Genomic DNA, 21,801 nt, shown 5'->3' with positions numbered 1-21,801 from the left:
TCCCCCTAAAACGGTATTCCTGTCGGAACCGCACCTGTTTTGTTCTGAAGCACATTCAGAACAATATTTTCCGTTGCTAATGCCAGTGAACAGACTTTGGAAATTGTCCCGAAACGGATTCGTTTCGGGACACCGTTACCGTTAAACGTTATCAGGTATGTTTAAAGCTGTTCTGCTGGGCAATACCCTGCAGTTTCGGGTGATCGCTGAGATATTTCAGGGAGGCTTTGTAGTCTTCCAGCAACAGTTCAGCAAAGTCCATTTCGAAGCCGCGACGACACATAATGCGCATCACCACGATGTCGGTCGCTTCACCGCCGAGAGTGAAGGCCGGAACCTGCCAGCCGCGCAGGCGCAGACGTTCAGAGAGGTCGTAGAGGGTGTATCCCGGATCTTCACCATCTTTCAGTTTGAAGCAAACCGCCGGGATGCCTTCGTCCGGGCGACCGGTACAGATGAACTCATACGGCCCCAGTTTGGCGATTTCATCCGCCAGATAAGCGGCAACCTGGTAGGAAGCGTTCTGTACTTTGGTATAGCCTTCACGACCGAGGCGCAGGAATTCATAGTATTGTGCAATCACCTGACCCGCCGGGCGGGAGAAGTTGATGGCGAAAGTCCCAATCTGACCGCCGAGGTAGTCAACGTTGAACACCAGTTCCTGCGGCAGCGCTTCTTCATCACGCCAGATAACCCAGCCGCAGCCCAGCGGAGCCAGACCGAATTTATGGCCTGAAGCACTGATCGATTTCACACGCGGCAGGCGGAAGTCCCAGACGATATCCGGGGCGACGAACGGTGCCAGGAAGCCACCGCTGGCGGCGTCGATGTGCATGTCGATGTCGATACCGGTGTCGGCCTGGAATTTATCCAGTGCATCGTGCAGCGGTTGCGGGAATTCATAGTTACCGGTGTAGGTCACGCCGAAAGTCGGCACCACGCCGATGGTGTTTTCGTCGCAGGCTTCAATCATGCGTTTCGGATCCATAAACAACTGACCGGGGCGCATAGGGATTTCACGCAGTTCCACATCCCAGTAACGGGCGAATTTATGCCAGCAGATTTGTACCGGGCCGCACACCAGATTAGGTTTATCCGTTGGCTTGCCTGCGGCTTCCATACGCTTGCGCCAACGCCATTTCATCGCCATCCCGCCGAGCATACAGGCCTCGGAAGAGCCAATGGTGTTGGTGCCAACGGCCTGACCATTTTTCGGCGCAGGCGCATGCCACAAGTCAGCAACCATATTTACGCAACGCAGGTCGATAGCTGCAGATTGCGGATATTCTTCTTTGTCGATCCAGTTTTTGTTAATAGATAAATCCATCAACTTGTGAACATTTTCGTCGTCCCAGGTCTGGCAGAACGTTGCCAGATTCTGACGAGCGTTGCCATCAAGATATAACTCATCATTGATAATCTGGAATGCGACATCATCGCGCATTTCGTGCAGCGGAAATCGTTTTGATTCTGCAATAGTGGAAATAGACTTCGCACCAAAACGTGAATCGAGTAATTCCGACCTTAAATCCGTTACTTGCTTCTTATCCATTTTAAACTCCTTAAAATGATTGGATCGCATTAAAAAAGTAGGATTTATCGATAAAGTAAGCAAGTGCAAAGGACTTGTGTTTAAATAACAAAATCCTAATGTTATTTATCGTGAGATATTATGGGAAAAATATATTTACGTTAAAAAACAATAGTGTAGGGTGTAATGGGTTGTAGTGTGGTGTTGTATGTCATTATTTTGACGCGCTTTCTAACTCTGGTGAATTATCACATAAAAATTAGCCCTTAAAATATCATTATTAGTACTCGGTTGTTATTTTGAACGCATTCATAAAATTATTATATAAAATAACGTCTGTTGCTAAAACCCCCGCCAACGATATGTTGACGGGGGACGTCATTATTTTGGTAGTAATACTCCGGTAAAGGTATTCACCGGATGAGAAAGATATTGTTTAACCGTAGTGTTAACATTATCTACCGTCATTTGTTTCAATAATTGCTCCTGCGCAGTCCATGCGGCAGGATCGTCATATTGAATAAGACTATTTACAATGGTGTTCGCTAATTGTTGAACGCTACGCTGTTGGATATCGAGGCTGCGCTGAACGTTTTGCTGGTATTCGTTCAGTTCTTGCTTACTGATCCCTTTAGCCAGACGCTTAACCATCACTTCATTCGCTAACGCTAACAGTTCTTCATGCCGTTCTGGTTGACAAGTAAAAGCCAGCAAATGGGTGATATCTTTGGCCTGAGGATCAACCGAGAGGCGAGAAGAAACGCTGTATGCCCCAGATGCCTGTTCACGAATATTAATGCGCAGATCTTTAGCCAGGGCAACGTTAAAGGCATCCAGCGCCATACGTGTCGCCAGATTAATAGGTGTCCGGGAATCATAACGATTCCACAGTGAAACCTGTGCCACAGGTTCATTTTGTTCTTCTACAGTAATCGATGCGTTGTCCGTCGCGCGAGTTAATGGTTTACCTGCGGCTAATGGCGAATCAGAGTGTTTTATTGATCCTAAGTAACGCGTAATTAACGGCAGAAGTTTGTCTTCTGCGACATTACCGACAACGACAAACGTGATATCCGCTGGAGATGAAAATAACTGGCGATCGGCTGCCAGCGCGTCTGCGGCAGTAAATTGTGCAATCTGTTTTTCTTGCAGTAATTTCGTACGATCATCAGCATAGCGCTTCTCATACATCTGCTGGGCGAATTTCTCTGCTGGACGTTGGTCTAGCGTTTTCAACGCCTGAATTTGAGCATTTTGTAGCGATGCCCAAATATTGTCATTAATCGTGCTGTGAGTGATTCGCTGGTTAATCAACTGGAAACCAGGTTCAGGATTATTAGCCCGCGCGCTCACGGAGAGCAACGTATTCAGCCCACTGACTTTGCTGCTCATGGTTACCGAGTTTTCCGCACTCCAGCGTTTCAGGCTGGAAGAGGAGAGATCACCAACGCCGCTGCCACTCACCGCTTTATTTGCCAGCGCGATAAGTGATTTTTGCTGCGCAGGGAAACTTAAATCACCTTTATTAGATACGGCAATAATTTGTAGCTTTTGCTCTTCACCCGCTGATTTTGCCAGAATAACCCTGGCACCATTAGAAAGTGTTAATGATGTCAGATTCTCAGCCAGTGTTTCTTTACTGCTAATTTCCGCCTGTGGGTCAGCGTCTACTGTTAACGATAAATTTCTGCCAGGGAAGATGTAAGCTGCCAGCTTTTTGTTGGCGTACTCTTTTTCCAGCGCCAGGATAGCCGCAGGAGATAATGCTTTGTTGGCTGCAACCTCATTATTCACCATTTGCTCCCAAAATGCGTCCTGGTTCTTTCTTAGCTGCTGCCATTTTTCCGCCAGACTTTGCACGGTAATTTGCGGCCACAGACGTTTCGAAAGTTGGTATGTCTCTTCCGGCGACAAGAACGGCGTATTATTTAACGAGCTGGACGCCAGGCGACTGGTCAGCATACGTAAATCGCGTTCAGCTTGCTGATCAACCGCATTTTTCAGCCAGGTTAGGCGGGTAGTTTTAACATCGTCGAGTTCTTCAGCAGAAAAACCATGTTGATCGAGGGTTGCCAACTCTGCCATTAATGCATTCGCAGCATCCTGCATATTATTGTCACGTGCATTTACACGGAAAAACAGCGACTGATAATCGGGTGCAATTTTAACGCTGCGCGCAGTGCCACCAGAAATAGTCTTCAACTCGCCCGACTGTATGCGTTCCTGCAGACGCTGATTGAACAGCTGAACCAACATGCTCCATTCAGCTTGTTCGATAAAGCTTTGCTCATCGCTCACTTGCACCATTGGCAGGCGATAATAGAGTGCGATGCCGTTCACCCGGTTTTCTTTATCATTAATGATATTAAAGCGCAGGTGGTTTTCGGCTTTTGTCGGCCAGACGCGATTTTCAGCTGCTTTGTTAGCCGGAAGCTTACTTAAATTATCCTTAATCAGCTCCAGCGCTTCTTTACTGTCAATATCGCCGACCACGATAAAGGTCATATTATTTGGTTGATACCAGCGTTGATAAAATTGGCGCAATTGTGCCGGTGTGACCGTGGCGACAGTATCCATCAGGCCGATAGGTTCACGCTCTAAATTACGGGTATTTGCCAGCAGGAAAGGGCGGCGCGCCTGAGAGGTGCGCCATTTCGCATCCTGATGGGCACGCCATTCCTCAGTAATTACGCCACGTTCAGCGTCTACTTCGAGTTTTTCAAAGGTTGCGGCATTACTCCATTCACTGAAGATTGCCATCACTTGTTGCAGATTTTGTTTCTGCGTAGTCGGCAAACTCACCTGATACACCGTTTCGTCATAGCTGGTATAGGCATTAACATCGCGACCAAAACGCAGGCCCATTGACTCAAATGTTTCGATGACTTTATTACCCGGCCATGTTTTTGTGCCGTTAAACATCATATGTTCTACAAAATGAGCCACGCCGCGCTCATTGTCTTCTTCCTGCAATGAACCGGTATGAATTTGCAGCCATAAATTTACCTGATCCTTAGGTTGAGCATGCGGATAAATCATATATCGCAAGCCATTGTCCAGTTGCCCGGTAATTAACTTTTCATCCTGCGGTAAGGCGGCGGCAATCAGTCGCCCGGGGAGCAACAGAGTTGCCACTAACGTCAGTAAGAAACAGAGGTTTCTCATAATTATCTCCATGCGAAAACCGGGCGAATTTACCCGGTTAAGTAAAATCCGAACTATTAAAATTTCATGCTGACATCAAGCCAGAAAGTACGGCCACTGGCGTAGGTCGCCACGCCGGTATTCGTTGTGTCAACAGCGGTTTTGCTATCCAGTACATTGAGAATATCGGCACTGATCGTCAGGTTTTGTTGTTTCAGAAATTGTGGCGTCCAGGACAAGCGGGTGTCCCAGGTCAGGCTGCTATCCAGTTTTTCGTCAACATACTGCTTGTAATCTGAATATTCGCTGATGTATTGCGCATTCGTCTTACCCAGGATAATGCGAGCTTTACGCGCTTCTTGCCAGGCCAGCGTATTCGCCCACACCAACCCGCTCGGTTGATGCGTGAAATCCATGTTTAAGGAGATCTTTAGTGGATTATTAAAATCCGCCACTGGAACGCTATCGTAAGAGACCAGATTACCGTTATAAACCACCCGGTTATCACCGGTATTGCTCTCCTCATAACCATTGTTTAACGACAAGTTGCCCTTGCTCATGATATAGCTAAAGACAATTTGCGGGTTAATATCTACCTGGCTGATATGCAGGGGTTCGGCCAGTTCAAAACTGAGGTTGAACGAATGCGTTTTGGTTTTACCGTCGTTGTTATATTCAGTAATGGTGGTTTTAGTCGCGCTGTCGGTACGACTGCTTTTGCTGATTTGATCATGCGCTTCACGGTAAACATAGTTTGCGCGCGCAATAACGTTCTTACCGATTTTTTGCTGCAATCCCATTGCCAGTTCATCGTTATAAGGCGTTTTCAAATCCTGATAGCGCGTCAGGGTTTTATTGCCTGATACCGATTCCGTCCAGCTATTGCGGATATCACGTAATCCCATATCAAGAATATTCCCGCCATAGTAACGGTTATAACCTGCGGTAATCATTGAGGTTTGATCAGCAAAAATATCCCATTCCGTCATAAAGCGCGGGGAGATATTGTGGTTTGACAGATAGTTATCATAGTCATACCGCACGCCGGGCATTAACGACACATTACGCCAGTTAATGCGATCCGCCATATACAGCGTGTAATTGTCTATTCCCAGGCTGCCTTTACCTTTATAGTAAATGGTATGGTTAGTTTTCTTTCCGGCAGCATTAATCACATAGGATTCAGACTGGTTATGGCGTTCAGTCCATGCATCGGAATAGATGTATTCCGCGCCGAAGTAGGGTTGATGCGAAACATTACCCACGGTGAATTTTTGCCAGTCCAGGCGTGTTTTGAAGGTGTAATTATCTACAGCCTGGGAAATGTGTCCTAATCCGCCACGGGTGCAACGCCCTGTAATATCACCATATGTACATGAAAGTTCGGTGTACCAGATGTCATGATCGTGACGGGTATAATCACTAATATGATCCCAACCAACGGTGGTACGTAGTTTGGCCCATGCGAGCTGCGTATCCATATCCCATGCCAGACCGTAGGATTTATTACCCATTTCGCGATCAGACTGCGGGAAGGTGCTGGTATTATAATCACGACTGGAGCCGGTATATTTTAATGTTAAATCGTGGGTAAAGCGGTCGCTGGCAAACCAGGTAAATTTACTCAATGCGGTATCGATAACGTTTTTATACTGTGCCCGACCGGCGACAATGCCGTCATTCGAAACATAATCCGCGCGGGTAATATCAGACTGGCGACGGGATAAACCGGCGGTAACGCCAAAGTTATCGGCGAGTTCCTGATTAAACGACAAGGTATAAAAGTTCTTTTTAAAATCTGGAGAGTAATAAGTACTTCCTGAAGAACCTTGATTAAATGCGCTCTTGTTATTCTCATCGATATGCGATGTTAACCAGTCCGAACGCGTAGTGCGATAACCCAGTTTCACGCTGCTATCATCAGCGTTGAAGCGTTTGATCTTTGCATCAATTACCCCGCCATTGAAGCGACCGAATTCAACCGGCACAAAACTGTCATAAAGCGTCACATTGTCCAGTAAGCTGACATCAAGATAATACCCCTGTGACATCCCGCTAATATTAGTTGCACTACTGGCATCGGACTCATTCGCTGGGTTCAGGTTATTCGTTGCACTAATACCGTCAATCAAATAGGCATTCTGATAGGGCGATGCACCGTGAATAGAGATTTTCTCCGGACGAATATCGCCCTGGTTCAACGAAGTACTTTGCGTTGTATCCATGCGCACCGCGGGGTTGGTTTTCAGCAGATCGCTGATATTGCCATTCCCGGTCGGTAGGCGCTCTATACTTTCACTGGTGTAATGCGTGTTCCCGTTTACAGGCACAGGGACAGGAGCATAGACCGTCATCTCTTCAAAAACAGGCATGTACTTATTTTTGTCATCGACAGCCTGCGCCACATCAGCGCCACATAAAATGACGCCAGGAATAAGAACTCGCTTCATTTATTTTTATCTCCGTACAGCAGGGCTTTTATTGTTTTTATAAAACCGCGCTAATGTCGCAAATATCATCAGCCAGGCTCCAGACACCAGGTTGATGTGTGACCATAATGACGCCGCTTGAGGGTAGTTTTTCACGCACTAAACGCAGTAAGCGGATAGCCTCTTGTTCCTCAAGATGAGAGGTAGTTTCGTCAAGAAATATCCATTTCGGACGTCGTAAAATTAATCGAGCCAGGGCGATACGTTGTTTTTCGCCGCTGGAAAGAATATCTCCCCAGCGATCGTGGTCATGAATACGCGCAGCCAATTTCCCCAGACCAACCTGATGCAGTACTTCGCTCAACGATTTATCGTCTACGGACAGGGGAAGTGCTTTACAAATAATCTCTTTCAGTAAGCCAGTTTTGATTAACGGTGTTTGTGATACATACCAACTGTCAGCAGGAGAAGAAATATCACCTTTAAACCACGGCCAGCAGTGGGATAATGTTTTAAGCAGTGTGGTTTTTCCCGCACCAGAGTAACCTTTCAGCAATAGCCATTTGCCTGGCGAAACATGAAAGTTCAGGTTCTCTAATATGATCTTATTATCAGGAGTACGAATACTCGCGTCAGCCACTTGTACCGCATGTTGGCAATTTTTAGGCTTATTCGTAGGGCGCTGTTCGGTGAGTTGATGGAACTCATACAAGCGATCGATAACCGCAGCCAGTTCAGCAAGTTCATCATATTTATAAATAAACCAGCTTAAATTGTTCGATACCAGCATAAATGCCTGGCGTGATTTCATCAGTCCGCCCAGATTGATCTGTCCGCTAATAAACTGCGGCAATAACAGAAAGTAGGGAAGAACGCTAAGCGAGCGCGAATAAATATTCTGCCAGTAATCAAGCCACCGCTGACGATTCATTAAACGATGCCAGTTCTCTTTAATGGTATGAAAATTTTCGCTCAACTCCTGGCGTTGTAGAGACTCAGCATTGCTTAGCGCAATCAGTTCTGCCTGCTTATTATGCTGCACAAGATTAGTTCGAAATGTCGCTTCGCTACGTTGTTTTTCCACATTAAGCGGACGAATACGTTTACCAACCTTATGGGTAAATAAAGTTCCACCGATCACAATGAGCACGACAGTATAGACCATATACCCCTGGATACTCCATTCAGTTCCACCAATAGTGAATGAGAGCGTACCCGCGCTTTGCCAAAGAATAACGGTAAAGGTGATCAGCATGCTAAGTGACTGGATGAAGCCAAATGAAAGGCTGAGCGTTTTGCTGATCAGTAAGAGAATGTCTTCAGCGATACGTTGGTCAGGGTTATCTGTATTTTTATGCTCGCCGTAGATCTGCGTGAAGTAGTAGTTTTTATCTGCAAACCAGCGATTAAGGTAGTAATCTGTTAACCATTCGCGCCAGCGAATAGTCAGTAGTTTAATTAACCATTTTTTGTTTACGGATATTAATACAAAGATCCCCAGCAGGGCAGGGAACCAAAGGACAAGCTGCCAAAGCTTATCAGTTTCTTTCTGGCTTAGCGCATTGAAAAAATCATTATTCCAGTCGTTTAACCAGACCTGAATTTTAACCACGCCAAGGATCATGGCGAGGATAATAATGATTAACAACACTGAAGTTTTATTATTCTTACGCAGCCAAAAGGGCTTCAGCAGACAGAGATACTTTGCTATCAACATACAAAACGTAATGGGAATGGTTATCATTAGCGAAAATTGATTGTGCCATCCAATGATTATCTATGGCAATGATTTACTGATGAAATTTATTTAAGTGTCATTTAACAATTTGAAATATAAAGAAATATTTGATTTTCAGTTGTTATGGTTATGCTATTGATAATCAAGGGCATTGCTGATGCTCTGACTCACACCACGTAAGCCAGGATTTAAGCTCTTACTTCGCACGGGAAGATGATGATGACGAAACACCCGACAGGAAGTTATGTCGGGTGCCTTGTTAAGTTCATAAGAAGGAGGCTAAGACTGAAGCTAATAGAGTGCGTTATTTATTATTCTCCATTTGTTTTGCAACATCCATAATGTGGTAAAGCGGTACTCTGTTCTTAGCTAACTCCACCATGGCATTCATATAAGGTACCATGGTTGAAAAAAGGATTTTATAACCTTCGCAAAAATAGGAAATAGTCTCATTGTTTACTTTAGTAATACGATGCTTAGGGCAACCACCATTGCAGATAGGTTTATATACACATTGCTGACATTTTGCTGAAATCCGTTTTTTTTGCGCTGTCAGTTGTACACTGTTCATCGTTTTGAGTTCCGATTTATTAATGTTTCCAATTTTGTACTGTGGATAGACAAAATGGTCGCATTCGTAAATGTCTCCATTACTTTCAACAACCAGATTATCCTTGCAGGACTCCTGGAAAATACAACTGGTATGCCCATTCCCCAAAAAAAGGCTGACAAAGCTTTCAAACTGACGGATGAAAATTTCACCCACATCGTTTTTAACCCATTGCATAAAAATGGTTGACATAAACTTGCCATAAGCCGTGGGAGGCACAGAAAAATCAATGATACGGAATGTGTTCTCACTATGACCACTGAAATCAATATTCGGCGTCCCGGTTTCGAGCAATTCGATAAATTGCATATGTTTACTGCCGATAGATTTTAAAAAATGATAAACCTCAAGAGGGTAATGGACATTAACGTTATTAATGACGGTTAACGTATTAAACTCTACTTGATATGATTTCAGACGCTCGATGGCTGCTATCACTTTTGCAAAAGTACCGTTACCTGAATTACTGCGTCTGTAACGGTCATGTAGCTCCTGGGGTCCATCGATCGAGATACCAACCAGAAACTCATGTTCTTTGAGAAAGGCACACCATTCATTATTCAATAAAATGCCATTCGTTTGTAATGCATTAAAAATACGTTTTTGGCCTGCATAGCGTTGTTGATAGTGAATAACTTTACGGAAAAAATCCAGGCCAGCCAGAGTGGGTTCACCGCCTTGCCAGGTAAAATAGACCTGATTGCCAGACGCTGCGATATATTGTTTGATGAACTCTTTCAGAGTGCTGTCATCCATCCATTTTTCATGAGTAAACTGCGACTCTTTTTCAAGGTAAAAACAGTAATCACATTTGAGATTACATTGAAAACTGGAGGGCTTGGCTGTAACGTGCATCGCTATCTCGCTCAATAAGGCGGCGGAAAAATCCGCCGCATGAAGGTTTAGTTATTTCGCTTCGCTTAGTGCTTTCTTGATATTGTTAAACTTCTCCTGATTTACCTCGCTAAGCGGTGGTTGGCTGCTGTCGATAAACTCTCTTACCACACCTTGCATCTCTTTAACGACCTGCGGATTGGCGGCGGCAAGGTTATCTTTTTGCTGTAGATCCGTCAGTTTGTATAGACCTAACTGATTATTTTCTACTGTATAGACAAGCGAATAATCGTTATTTCTCACCGTATAAGAGAATTGGCTTAAGTCCTCGGTGTTGGGGTTATGCGGGTAATCGTCTGACTGATGGCGGACAAATTTGTGGTAATTATCCCAGAAGGGAATATTTTCCTCATCAAACCAGTGAGAATAAGATGTTATCCATGTCAGATTTTTATGTGGCTCACCTTGTTTCTTATCTTGCAACCAGGGCAGCAATGAAACACCATCCAATTTTAGCTCTTTTGGAATGCTGATATCGGCTGCATCAAGAGCTGTCGGGTAGAAATCCATTGCGGAAATCAGCTTGTCATAATTACCGGGCTGAAGTTTTCCTTTCCACCACATAAACATTGGTGTATGGGTACCGCCAGGATAAGTCTGGCTCTTATAGCCTTTTTGCGCTCCGTTCAGCGGCAGAGGACCATCGATAACTGCACCATTATCGGAGGTAAATAGAATAATTGTATTGTCATACTGTCCGTTTTTCTTCAGTTGTTCGAGAATGCGTTTTACACCCTGATCAACAGAATAAACGGAAGCGTAGTAGTTATCTGCTGTTTGACTACCGGTATTAAATTGCTTCTGATATTGCTCCGGTGCAGGATTATCATTTGGCAGATGCGGAGCATTATAAGCAAGGTAAAGCATAAAAGGCTGGTCAAGTGTTTTAGCACGATCAACAACACCAATTGCCTCATCGGTTAACTGATCGCTGATATAACCTTTTGCGGGGACGCGCTCACGATTTTTGAACAGTGAAGGGGAGTTATAATATGCCGTTCCTGCAGCGTGGAATCCCATAAAGTAATCAAAACCACGGTTTTGAGGTTGCCATTCTTCCGCAGAAAATGTGGTGAAGTTGTCATGATAGTCACGCGTTTGTTTATCTTCCGGTACTGGCACATTACTGATTTTTGACAAGTGCCATTTACCTACTGCTGCAGTGTAATAACCATGATTCTGGAATAATTCAGGCAAGAAAGTTTCTGTCAGCGGAATACCATCCTGAGCATCAGTATTGGAGTACACACCAAAACGAGCGGGCGCTCGACCGGTCATTATTGCGGCGCGGGAGGGACCGGAAACCCCGTGCGCCACATAGCCGTTAGTAAAACGTACACCTTCATCCATTAACGAAAGGAGTGTTGGCGTTGATTTTTGTGCAGCTTCAATGGCTTTATCTATCCCTATTTTGTAGGTATCGACAACTTCACGATTTTCCATTGTTTTTGGGTCAAAAGAACCCTTATCAAAAGGAAGTTGTCCATAACCCAGATCATCCATGGTCAGTACGATGATATTTGGCTTTCCTTTAGTACTGTATTCAGTCGGCGTAAAGTCTGAGAAAGCAACGTTTGTTTTAGTTGCTTTCAGCTTTACATCATCTGCCGCATGAGCGGTAAATGCAGCCATACCAGATGCCAGTATCAAAGATATCGAGGTACTTACGACACTTTTCTTCAATGCAGACTTCATAAATGTTCCTCTTCTTATTGTACTTAATTCCAAAGTAATTTTACGAAGAGAAATAAGATGATGTAAGTGAAGTGAGTCACATAAAGAGATAGCAGATTTGGCTAAAAAAAGAGAAACAACAGTCTAAAAAGCGTTGACATTGCTTTCTGTTGAGCCAAGTAATTTCTCAATGATAAATATCTAACTAATTGATATTTAGTGTATTTATGTGTTTTGATGGCAATTTATTGCATTGGGATCATAAATAAATATGAAACAGATTATTTAGATTCATAAATATGTGATGTATATCACCAATTCTCATCATAAAATACAATTCGTAATGACACATTGGGGCAGGTAATAGCTGCCCCTTTAATTCTTACTTAGCGTGTGGTTGACTATTTGTGAGCGAATAATCAATTAGCCAAAGCATTCATCGTGTTGCCCGTGTTCATATTCGTGTGCCTTTGACAACGGTACTCCTTTGAAACTCTCTTTGGACTGTTGCCGAAATGTTTGCGGAAAGCATAAATAAAATAAGATGTACTGGCATAACCACATTTTTCGGCAATTTTATTGACTGAACCTTCTACGCGTATCAAATTTTTTGCGTGTTGCATTCTGGCATCTAAAAGAATTTGTGAGAATGTCGTTTGCTCTTGCTTTAGTTTTTTCTTCAGCAGGCTTTCACTAATATACAGGCAATCACAAATATCTTTTAGTTTCCATGGGTGTGCCAGCTTCATATTGACAATGTTTCTCACTTTCCCTGATACGGATAGCACACCGTTAGTTAATAATGTAATGAAACCTTTGCATGCAGCAAAAATAGACAGGCAAGAAAAAAGCAAAAGTTCAGAAAAATTCTGATGATTGCGTTCTTCAGAGTTGAGATAAGCAATCATTTCATTAAGTAATCCAGTTGGTACATTTGAAGCACGTAAAAACTTCGCAGGAACAGGCATAGTCACTGTCTGAATATTAGTGCATTGTAGATATTTTTTAATGGTGTTTTCATTAAATCCAATTTCTTTGAAATGCCGCTCATAAGGTTCAAAATGCGTACGAACAGCGTTATCTACCATCAAGATCTCGCCGTCAGAGAAGGCGTAATCTTTATCTAAAATGTTAGCGTTGAAGGCATGATGAATAAATATAACAGAACAAACGAGCGACATTTTATCTCCTTAAAACAATAAAGTTTTTATCGATACTTTTTTAACATTTCATATTTATAATTTGCTGTTTATTTTCAGTCTTGCAAACTATTGATAATGAAATGTGTAAGATCTCTTGCAATGCGACCCATTTCTGAAATACCCAGCTGATCAATTGCCGAAAAAATGGCTATCAACGTAAGTGTCAGTAATAAGACAACCACAATTACAGACATGATTTCTTTATAGTTGTCTCTTTGCGTGATTTTGTTTTTCACTGTGGTCGCATGCATTTCAAATATGTTTATTTAGCGGATAACGTTAAAAATCGTTAATCAGTATGCTTAATATAACAGGCTGGAAAAAAGAGGAAATAGGACTGGTGCTTCAGTACTGAGCGGAGTTTCTTACAGCTGTAGGCGGAGGTATAAATCTTATAGCGAGCAGTTTAATTTAGCACATGTGAGTAAATTGCGCGACAATGGTCAATGAGGAATTCTTCTGCTGTGCGGATGACAGCAGAAGAAATGAGGAGGCGAATTAATTTGATGGTTCTAATTCAACCGGAATACTTTTATAGCCAGGAATGCCACTTAATGGATCGTGGTTATCAAGTGTTAGCATGTGATTCGATTCTGGAAAATAGGTCACCAGTGAGCGGTCAGCCATGGGGTAAATGACCACTTTTAATCTATCCATGCGGCGTGAGCTACGCTTACCCTCTGGCGTGAGTGCAATAAGATTAACTCTTTCGCCGTTTTTTACACCGCAAACTTTAGCTTGTTTAGCACTCATGAAGACCACATCTCGTTGACCGAATACCCCTCGATAGCGATCATCCATACCATAAATCGTCGTGTTGTACTGATCGTGACTGCGTACTGTCGCCATGACCAGCTTACTGTTAAACGCCGAAGAGGGATCTTCTAACAGCCCTTTGCTGGTAATGAAATTAGCCTTACCTGACGACGTCAGCCAGCGCCTTTCAGCAGCTGCGTTTATGAGGTGAAAACCACCAGGATGGCGGATGCGCTGGTTATAGTCGGCGAACTCTGGCAGCACAGCTTCAATGTCATTGCGAATGCGATCATAATCTTCCACCAGATGCTCCCAGGCCACCACGCTCTGAGGGAGCGCTGCCTGCGCGATTCCCGCGACCACAGCACACTCTGATTTCAGCATGACACCTGCGGGTTTTAACACGCCACGCGAGGCATGAATCATTGACATTGAATCCTCAACGGTTACCGCCTGCGCACCGCTTTTTTGCATGTCAATCTCGCTACGTCCCAGAACCGGCAGGATATAGCTATGCCGTGCGGTCAGCAGATGAGAGCGGTTAAGCTTAGTGGCTACGTGTACCGCCAGATCTAATTGCGTTAACGGTACAGCGCTCGCTTCCCGATCTGGCATTGCCAGTGCAAAGTTGCCCCCCATGCAGATCAATGCTCGAGCCTGCCCCGTACATATTGCTTGCATGCTGGCAATTGCAGCATGTCCAGGTGCATGAGGTGGGGTGAAGCCATAGCGCTCACCCAGGCGAGCCAGAAACTCTGCAGACGGTTTCTCGGTGATACCGACGGTTCGGTCGCCCTGTACATTAGAGTGACCACGTAGTGGGCAGATACCCGCACCAGGCTTGCCAATGTTACCTTTCATCAACAGCAGATTGACAAGTTGCTGTACGTTCTGGGTACCATGTTCGTGCTGAGTGATCCCCATTCCGTAACAGATAATGGTTCGTTCGGCAGCGGCATATGCATCAGCAAGTTCGGCGATTTGTGTCTGACTTAGTCCAGAAATACGTTCGATATCTTTCCACTCGGAATTGAGAACGTCACGGCGTAGCTCGTCAAAGCCGACGGTATGCGTTTGAATGAATTCGTCATCCAGCAATGAGGGCCGACCCGCAGCACTTGCAGCATCATCGCGCTCAATTAACAGGCGCATCATCCCCTTTAGCAACGCCATATCGCCACCAATGCGCACATTATAGTAAGCACTAGCCAATTGAGTCTCGGAGTTCGTCAGCATTTCAAACGGGTTCTGTGGTGCGGTAAATCGCTCCAGGCCACGCTCCTGCAGAGGATTGATGGCAATCATTTTCGCTCCCCGTTTCACTAAAGCGCGCAACGAAGTCAGCATGCGAGGGTGGTTTGTACCAGGGTTATGCCCAATGCAAATGACTAAATCGCATTTCTCAAAGTCTTCCAGTAACACGGTCCCTTTACCCACGCCGATACTCGCTGCCAAACCCACGCTGGTCGGTTCATGGCACATGTTTGAGCAGTCGGGAAAGTTATTGGTACCGTATTCACGGGCAAAAAGCTGATAAAGAAAGGCAGCTTCATTGGAAGTGCGGCCCGAAGTATAGAATTCAACCTGATTTGGATCACTATAACTTTGAAGACGTGCGCCAATTTCGTCGAAAGCTTGTTGCCAGCTTAATGGCTGGTAACAGTCGCTGACGGCATCATATTTCAAAGGTTGAATGAGACGCCCCGCAGCCTCGAGTTCGTGATCTCCCCAGGTAAGTAATGATTGAACCGTATTCTCAGCGAAAAAAGAGGCATTCACCTGCTTATCGGTGACTTCCCAGGCGATTGCTTTTGCGCCGTTTTCACAAATGTCGAATGACGCGCTGTGCTTAGGATCTGGCCATGCACATCCTGGACAGTCAAAGCCTTCTGGCTTATTCATGTCAAACATGGCAATCACTTCCTGGCGTATATCCATCTGCTTACGGACTGCATTCGCTACAGATTTGACAGCCCCCCAACCACCGGCAGCTCCCTGGTAGGATTCAATTTTTTTCTTCATCAGCTTATCCTGTGTGGAAATGAATTATTAGGATTTGTAATAGCGATGATGCGCAGTATATATAATGGGTTTATCGGCCATTTGGATATATGAGAGTAGGGGGCTACTCTCATTCTATTTTTAACTCATTATCGTCACATAACAGAATAGTATAAATGCGATAAGTTAAGCATCATCTCTCATAGTCTTTAAGTTAACATACTTTTCAATATATAAAATAAGACTCTGACTTCAATTGTGCGCGGATTTTCTTACAGGTGTAGGATAATTTCTTTCAGGAAAGAATTATCCGCGTAATTTTAGTGAATGGAAAGCACAACCTAAAGTATAACAGGGCCAACATCACAATTATTCATAGATAAATGTAACGCCAATGACTGACTGTACTGCTCCAGCTGCGACCTTGCTTCCTGTCTGTCCATAAGTTGCACTTAAGCCCAGGGGTACTTTGCTTTTATTTACAGTTCCCAGGGAGACATTTTCTCCCGTAGCCAGTATTTTTCCATTACGCATCAGGGAGACACCGACTCCTGATGCTTTTGTTGCGTCAGGTGCTGTATTAGCAAACACTTGTCGGGCACTGTCAGTGGTAGCGCCCGAAAGATAAAATGAGAGCTTTTGCTCACTTGAGCAATATACGCCCAAGGGTATTTCTGCGCTTCCAGGAAAGTCCGGGAGACTCACTGTGACATTACGACTATCAACGGTACAGCCGCCCGTTGGCATAACAACACTGTTATTTGAAATAATATTCCATGTAAAGTTACGCGGATTTCCACTTCCTAACGTTGCAATTTTATACATATGAATGCGAGCAATAACTTCTCCCGCGTTTATGACAACGCCACCGGCCGCCCCGACAGGGGTAATATAGAGTTTTAACGGTAAGGGCATCGGTGTCTTATCACCAATATCCAGCACGTTGGTATTTGTCGTCAACGGAAAGGGGTAGGTCACATTATTCCAGTACAGCGATCCTTTATATGACTGTAGGGAGCCTGCGAAAGCTGAGCCTTGTACTAAGTTAATATGATCTGTGTCGTACCAGCCGCCGTAATCATTCCAGCAACTTATATGCTGAGACAAATCTACAACCAGATTCTGACCTGGTTGAATGACAGGATCGAGATTAACATACACAGAAGTTGTACCTGCGCCAATACTTGACCCACCATCAACATTACAACTGAAGGCGAAGACTTTACCTGCCATCAAAAGAAAATAAATACTGAACAGGACATTTATACTAATTTTTTTTCCCATGATAAATCCTTAGGTTAAAAATTGATTTAAAAAAGAGGCTTATAAAATCGAATCGATGTTATTGCCAGGTATAGATCACATTGATTAGCGCCTCGATTGTTCCCTGGCTTGCGTTTCCATTCACCGTGATAGCTCTTGCCTTAAGTGGAAACTGTGCATTACGTGTGATCTCATCAACAATAACCGTTTTGCTATCGCCATTTTTTAACGCAGCATCCTGGTCATCCCTCAGCTCTATCTGAATATTTTCGGCACTACCTTCATTTTTGTAATAACCCGTATTGTCAGTTGAACCTGTCATGATTGCCGTCACTGCACTTGTTTCAACCGGACAATCGGTTAATGACAAAGTAATATTGTGCCAGCCAGATGCAGAACCAGGTTGTTGCAGATTGCGTGTATAAAGATCCCCGAGATTAACGTTAGCTTCTTTGGTTTGAATAGTGCAGGGTTTAGCGACTACCCGACCATTAACAGTGATAGTGACATCAGCGGCCTGAAGAGTTGCTGAAAATAGCGCACAGAGCGTAGCCAACAGAAGTCTTTGGAAAGTTCTATTCATATCTGACTCTGATTATTGAAATTCAAGGGTAAATGTTGCCGAAGCGCTAACCAGTCCTGGATTGACGGACTTTTGTGTTGACTTCAAACGGGCCGAGTAAGGCAAAATATTATCCTTATCAGGAGTCAGAGGGATCCACTGCATTTCGGTATGAAGGTCATTTATTTTTACTGGGCGCATATTTCCGTCCAGAATTTCAATACCCAAACCGGAAGCAGAATTGCTTCCTTCATCCAGTTTCAGCAGAGTATTATTTTCTAAATCCTCTATCCCGCTAAATGCAACCCGAACCCCCGTAGTCCCTTTGCTACATTCACTTAACGTAATCTGGAAAGGAACGGTTGGACTTGTGCTTCCAGTCGTTGGGAATTGCCTGGCACTGTGTTTTTGTAGGTCTACGGTAAAATTAAGCGAATCAGATGAAACTGTGCAGCCATAATCCAGGACGCGCCCGCTAATTTTAATAACGCTATCTGCAGATAAAGCAGAATAGGTGGTTAACCCCAGACATAAACCGAGGAAAATAATGCTATTGTGTTTCATAATCTAGTGTTCCTTAGCGACAGACTGCTGTTTGCTGACTCAGTAAGTTCCCAGGAGAGACTTCAGGAAGCTTGTAATTAACAATACATTTAGCGTTTGCATTGTTGCCCCATGAAACCTGTAATTTTCCTGATTGTGGAAGTCCTGTCAGATAGACCTGACCATTTTCAGCAACAATGCTGCCATTGTTATTGTCACCGTGAGTCACAATTGCACCGAATGGAACTGGTTTATTGCCGTATTTCAGAGTCATTAATACTTTACCGCCGATTTGTGCATTAAATGTTGCTCTGGCAATAGCACCATGAGTAGGGATGACCGTGACCACGGTTTCATCCAGTTCAACATTATCGGCAAGGGAATTAGCGTTAAGAGCGACACGATTTTCTCTATATTCTGTCGCAAATGGTAATATTGCATAGCCACGCCAGTCTGTATGTATTCCTGTCTGGTTCTCTATTTTAACATTCTCCGCGCCAGGAGCCTTAACCAGAACCATAGTGTCACCCATCGGCTGTCCAAAGGTGACACCATCAGCATGAGCAATAATTCCACCACTCATTCCGTAGTAAAACTGGTTGCTATCTCCATTACGACTGTAACCGACATTAGTATTACCGTAAGCCCCTCGATAATTAAGAGAACTGTAACCACTGGTGCCAGATGATGCATTACCTCCGCGGGTATTACCGACCTGAACACTATAATTCAGGTTATTATCCGGCAGCAGTGTGCCATAAACCCCAGATAGATTGGTCATACCGCCTTTCAAATCGTTTGACATGCTATAACTAGCGTTTGAATTACGAAATGCCGACTGACTGTCTGTACGCATCCAATGACTGAAGGGAACATTAAGTGTAAAAGCGAGTAAATGATCCCGATCGTTTTGCCATATATTACTGGAATAGCTGTAATTCAGCGAAGTCGTAATATCGCCAAACGGTACATTTAACCCGAATGATATTTGCTGATCGCTGCGTGACGTGTTCCAGTAACTTTGGCGACTGGCACTGAAAAAGGTCGTACCGTAATTTCCAAGCTGCTGGGAAATACTTATTTGTTCCTGACCACGCTTACTATAGTACAGATTAAAATAATCAATAAATTGTATCTGTTCATTGGTGTCTACGGTCGGAGGCTTGACGGTGTAACCACTCATTCGACTGTATGCACTGTCAGATAAGTTATAAAATCCTTGCGTAGAATATCGATATCCTGCGACCTGGATATTCGTTCCCGTCTGATAGAAAGATTTACTGTAAACAGATTTTACCGATTGTCCGCTGTGACGAGTATCATCCGCAAGTGTCGTATTGGCTTGCGTGATATCGACAGAAAAGGCACCTAAAAGGCCAAGATCTTTACCAATACCCATGTTGAAAGCTTGATAATCTTCTGCAATTTGCATCCCGCCATAAGGTGTCCAGTTTCCCTCCAGACCATGCATTGCGCTGCCCTGAATGAATTTGGGGGAGCTTTGCAGGTTATTTCCACTACGATATTCTCCCAAGGTAAGTGCATAACGCGTATAACCAGCACGTTGGAGAACCGGGACAGATGAATAAGGGACATATAAAGTCTGAATACTGCCGTCTGCCTCTTTTATCGTAACTTGCAGATCACCGCCATTAGCCGCAGAGTTAATATCATCAATAGTAAAAGGACCGGGAGGGACCGTAGTCTGATAAACATCGTATCCGTTCTGTTTAACACTGACTTGGGCTGTGCCACGGGCTATACCATGAATCACCGGAGCAAAACCATGTTGGCTATCGGGCAACATCGCTTCCGTTGAGTTTATTTTAAGGCCACGAAAGTTCACACTTTCAAAAATATCGCCATCGGTATAACTATCACCCACCGTTAACCGTGAGCGTAAGGGAATAATGTCACGTTCAGCAGACGTATTGATATGTTGCCATTTATTGCTGTCAGATGGGTTGTTACTCCCACTGTTATAACTCCACGTTGAGTTATCACGTAGTCGCCAACTGCCAATGTTGATGCCACTCTGCAAATTCAGATATGCATAGTTGGTTTTGCTGGCGTTATGGTTACTACGATTGTTGATAGAATTACCATTAAAACTATAGTTCAGTAGGCCTGCGTTTATTCCTTCTTCCCACAGGTCAGGAGAGACATAACCACGGGCCATTCTGCCGACATAAATCTGTGGAACGGAGAACGACAGATGTTGCTGACCAACATCAAAATCAGTAGATGCGTCGGCCAAACGATCCTGAAGTGGTGTACATGTGTTGTTATCCGGCACATTTTTTCCTGCCAAATGGCCCTTATTGGCTAATAACGCTGATTTTTTTATGCCAAGACTGACAAGAAGGTCTGTACTCAGACATGGGGTGAGATCTGCGTTATTATCATCTGCAACAAAAGTAACATCCCGAGTGATCATAAATTCGTCGTTCAAATAAATATCGACCCGATATGTACCAGGTGGTGCCTCGCGTCCCTTAGCAAAGGCAGATAAATCAACAGACTCAGCAAGATCATTGCTTAAAAACCGTGGATTAAAATAATACTCTGCTTCTACGGGAAAAATCGCTGTAGCTAAGCCAAGGGCAAAGGTAAGCCGTGCAAAGTGAGGCAGCAGTAACACATGATGCATACGATATGCCTTAAATGCGGCACGAAAGGCTGTCATTATTAGTTCCGATTGAGTTTATGCTTATTAATTAGGTCAGTTGTTACTGCATGGTTGCCTTAATACGCGGTGTCAATGCACCGTAATCATTGATCGTCTGAAAGCTGATATCCCCGGATGTACCATGAGGAAAATCCACCGAAATTTCACCTTTTGGAGGCACCATGGTGTTTGGGAGATCGCTATTTCCTGCTTTCATATTCGTTACGGTAATGAAGTAGGGGGTCGGATTAATAAGTGTCAGTTTGCTACCACTGCGGCGGAAACGAAGCATTTCCGGAGCTTGGTCAGGTGCCATTGCCAAATTCGTTGGGCGATAGAACATTTTTATGCGGCTAATAATTGCGAGCTGTAATGTATTTGCATTTTTCTGATCTTTTTCCATAGCAGGAATAGCTTTGACATTTACCCAAAACAGGCTTTCCCGGTCGCTCGGTAACTGATGATTAGTGGCGTTGATAATCCGCAGCGTATTCTCTTTTTTGCCTTGCATCGAAAAAAGCGGTGGGGTAATGACAAACTGGGTATCTTTTTGGTCACCCGCATTTTCTATCCATGACTGAATAAGATAGACACTGGCAGGATCATTATTCGTGACAGGCAATAAAACCTGTTTCTGATTTGCTGGAAAGATTACACGAGTTGCACCTAGAGCTACCGCTGCATTGGCAATGGTACTATGGCAAAGAAAGACCAATGAAAGTAATACTGTCGCCATAAAAGAAACAGAGTAGGGCGTACGAGTCGTCTGCATCTGATGTGTTCTCC

At 44.1% G+C, this 21,801-nt stretch carries 15 protein-coding genes; 1 reads left to right on the top strand and 14 read right to left on the bottom strand.

Features of this window, described 5'->3' with window-relative positions:
• Positions 1 to 151 precede the first annotated feature (151 nt).
• From FQ015_RS04670 to FQ015_RS04655, 4 genes are all read right to left on the bottom strand, one after another.
• Entirely contained in the window at positions 152 to 1,552 is a 1,401-nt protein-coding gene (locus tag FQ015_RS04670; protein WP_000358930.1) for a glutamate decarboxylase, read from the bottom strand.
• A 360-nt stretch (positions 1,553 to 1,912) separates the two neighbouring features.
• The gene (locus FQ015_RS04665; RefSeq protein WP_202385048.1) at positions 1,913 to 4,696 is read right to left on the bottom strand and encodes a M16 family metallopeptidase; all 2,784 of its coding nucleotides are present in this window, start codon (positions 4,694 to 4,696) and stop codon (positions 1,913 to 1,915) included.
• 56 nt (positions 4,697 to 4,752) lie between these two features.
• A complete protein-coding gene (locus FQ015_RS04660; RefSeq protein ID WP_160523765.1) occupies positions 4,753 to 7,125 on the bottom strand; it encodes a TonB-dependent receptor plug domain-containing protein in 2,373 nt (790 codons plus the stop codon).
• 37 nt (positions 7,126 to 7,162) lie between these two features.
• A complete protein-coding gene (locus FQ015_RS04655) occupies positions 7,163 to 8,848 on the bottom strand; it encodes an ABC transporter ATP-binding protein/permease (RefSeq protein ID WP_160523764.1) in 1,686 nt (561 codons plus the stop codon).
• A 213-nt stretch (positions 8,849 to 9,061) separates the two neighbouring features.
• Between FQ015_RS04655 and FQ015_RS04650 the strand changes: the two genes are divergently transcribed.
• Positions 9,062 to 9,184: a hypothetical protein gene (locus FQ015_RS04650; protein WP_123059887.1), complete on the top strand. Its 123-nt coding sequence runs from the start codon at positions 9,062 to 9,064 to the stop codon at positions 9,182 to 9,184.
• Here FQ015_RS04650 and FQ015_RS04645 read toward each other — a convergent pair.
• The 10 genes from FQ015_RS04645 to FQ015_RS04600 form a co-directional block, all read right to left on the bottom strand.
• Positions 9,147 to 10,307, bottom strand: coding sequence for an anaerobic sulfatase maturase (locus FQ015_RS04645; protein ID WP_160523763.1), 1,161 nt, complete (start codon positions 10,305 to 10,307; stop codon positions 9,147 to 9,149). The genes FQ015_RS04650 and FQ015_RS04645 overlap by 38 nt on opposite strands.
• 51 nt (positions 10,308 to 10,358) lie before the next feature.
• Complete coding sequence (locus FQ015_RS04640; RefSeq protein ID WP_160523762.1) at positions 10,359 to 12,041, bottom strand: sulfatase-like hydrolase/transferase; 1,683 nt, start codon at positions 12,039 to 12,041, stop codon at positions 10,359 to 10,361.
• 398 nt (positions 12,042 to 12,439) lie between these two features.
• Positions 12,440 to 13,201, bottom strand: a complete 762-nt coding sequence (gene ydeO, locus FQ015_RS04635; RefSeq protein ID WP_000060467.1) for an acid stress response transcriptional regulator YdeO — start codon at positions 13,199 to 13,201, stop codon at positions 12,440 to 12,442.
• 74 nt (positions 13,202 to 13,275) lie between these two features.
• Complete coding sequence (gene safA / locus FQ015_RS04630) at positions 13,276 to 13,473, bottom strand: two-component system connector SafA (RefSeq protein WP_000543389.1); 198 nt, start codon at positions 13,471 to 13,473, stop codon at positions 13,276 to 13,278.
• A gap of 247 nt (positions 13,474 to 13,720) precedes the next feature.
• Positions 13,721 to 16,000 carry an acid resistance putative oxidoreductase YdeP gene (gene ydeP / locus FQ015_RS04625; protein WP_160523761.1) on the bottom strand — a complete coding sequence of 760 codons (2,280 nt, stop codon included), beginning with the start codon at positions 15,998 to 16,000 and terminating at the stop codon, positions 13,721 to 13,723.
• Positions 16,001 to 16,348: 348 nt separating this feature from the next.
• A complete protein-coding gene (locus FQ015_RS04620; RefSeq protein ID WP_000516693.1) occupies positions 16,349 to 17,263 on the bottom strand; it encodes a fimbrial protein in 915 nt (304 codons plus the stop codon).
• Positions 17,264 to 17,321: 58 nt separating this feature from the next.
• A complete protein-coding gene (locus FQ015_RS04615) occupies positions 17,322 to 17,825 on the bottom strand; it encodes a fimbrial protein (protein WP_160523760.1) in 504 nt (167 codons plus the stop codon).
• Between the two features lie 12 nt (positions 17,826 to 17,837).
• Positions 17,838 to 18,368, bottom strand: a complete 531-nt coding sequence (locus FQ015_RS04610) for a fimbrial protein (RefSeq protein WP_160523759.1) — start codon at positions 18,366 to 18,368, stop codon at positions 17,838 to 17,840.
• A 13-nt stretch (positions 18,369 to 18,381) separates the two neighbouring features.
• Complete coding sequence (locus FQ015_RS04605) at positions 18,382 to 21,033, bottom strand: fimbria/pilus outer membrane usher protein (RefSeq protein WP_160523758.1); 2,652 nt, start codon at positions 21,031 to 21,033, stop codon at positions 18,382 to 18,384.
• A 43-nt stretch (positions 21,034 to 21,076) separates the two neighbouring features.
• Positions 21,077 to 21,787 carry a fimbria/pilus periplasmic chaperone gene (locus FQ015_RS04600; RefSeq protein ID WP_160523757.1) on the bottom strand — a complete coding sequence of 237 codons (711 nt, stop codon included), beginning with the start codon at positions 21,785 to 21,787 and terminating at the stop codon, positions 21,077 to 21,079.
• Positions 21,788 to 21,801 lie beyond the last annotated feature (14 nt).

It is taken from the genome of Escherichia sp. HH26CH, assembly GCF_009820205.1.
Taxonomy (GTDB): Bacteria; Pseudomonadota; Gammaproteobacteria; order Enterobacterales; family Enterobacteriaceae; genus Escherichia; species Escherichia coli_F.
This window is presented reverse-complemented; position numbering and strand designations above follow the sequence as displayed.

Coding starts and splice junctions, on each gene's coding strand:
- FQ015_RS04670 (WP_000358930.1), bottom strand. CDS start 1,552: ATGGATAAGAAGCAAGTAACGGATTTAAGGTCGGAATTACTCGATTCA.
- FQ015_RS04665 (WP_202385048.1), bottom strand. CDS start 4,696: ATGAGAAACCTCTGTTTCTTACTGACGTTAGTGGCAACTCTGTTGCTC.
- FQ015_RS04660 (WP_160523765.1), bottom strand. CDS start 7,125: ATGAAGCGAGTTCTTATTCCTGGCGTCATTTTATGTGGCGCTGATGTG.
- FQ015_RS04655 (WP_160523764.1), bottom strand. CDS start 8,848: ATGATAACCATTCCCATTACGTTTTGTATGTTGATAGCAAAGTATCTC.
- FQ015_RS04650 (WP_123059887.1), top strand. CDS start 9,062: ATGACGAAACACCCGACAGGAAGTTATGTCGGGTGCCTTGTTAAGTTC.
- FQ015_RS04645 (WP_160523763.1), bottom strand. CDS start 10,307: ATGCACGTTACAGCCAAGCCCTCCAGTTTTCAATGTAATCTCAAATGT.
- FQ015_RS04640 (WP_160523762.1), bottom strand. CDS start 12,041: ATGAAGTCTGCATTGAAGAAAAGTGTCGTAAGTACCTCGATATCTTTG.
- ydeO (WP_000060467.1), bottom strand. CDS start 13,201: ATGTCGCTCGTTTGTTCTGTTATATTTATTCATCATGCCTTCAACGCT.
- safA (WP_000543389.1), bottom strand. CDS start 13,473: ATGCATGCGACCACAGTGAAAAACAAAATCACGCAAAGAGACAACTAT.
- ydeP (WP_160523761.1), bottom strand. CDS start 16,000: ATGAAGAAAAAAATTGAATCCTACCAGGGAGCTGCCGGTGGTTGGGGG.
- FQ015_RS04620 (WP_000516693.1), bottom strand. CDS start 17,263: ATGGGAAAAAAAATTAGTATAAATGTCCTGTTCAGTATTTATTTTCTT.
- FQ015_RS04615 (WP_160523760.1), bottom strand. CDS start 17,825: ATGAATAGAACTTTCCAAAGACTTCTGTTGGCTACGCTCTGTGCGCTA.
- FQ015_RS04610 (WP_160523759.1), bottom strand. CDS start 18,368: ATGAAACACAATAGCATTATTTTCCTCGGTTTATGTCTGGGGTTAACC.
- FQ015_RS04605 (WP_160523758.1), bottom strand. CDS start 21,033: ATGACAGCCTTTCGTGCCGCATTTAAGGCATATCGTATGCATCATGTG.
- FQ015_RS04600 (WP_160523757.1), bottom strand. CDS start 21,787: ATGCAGACGACTCGTACGCCCTACTCTGTTTCTTTTATGGCGACAGTA.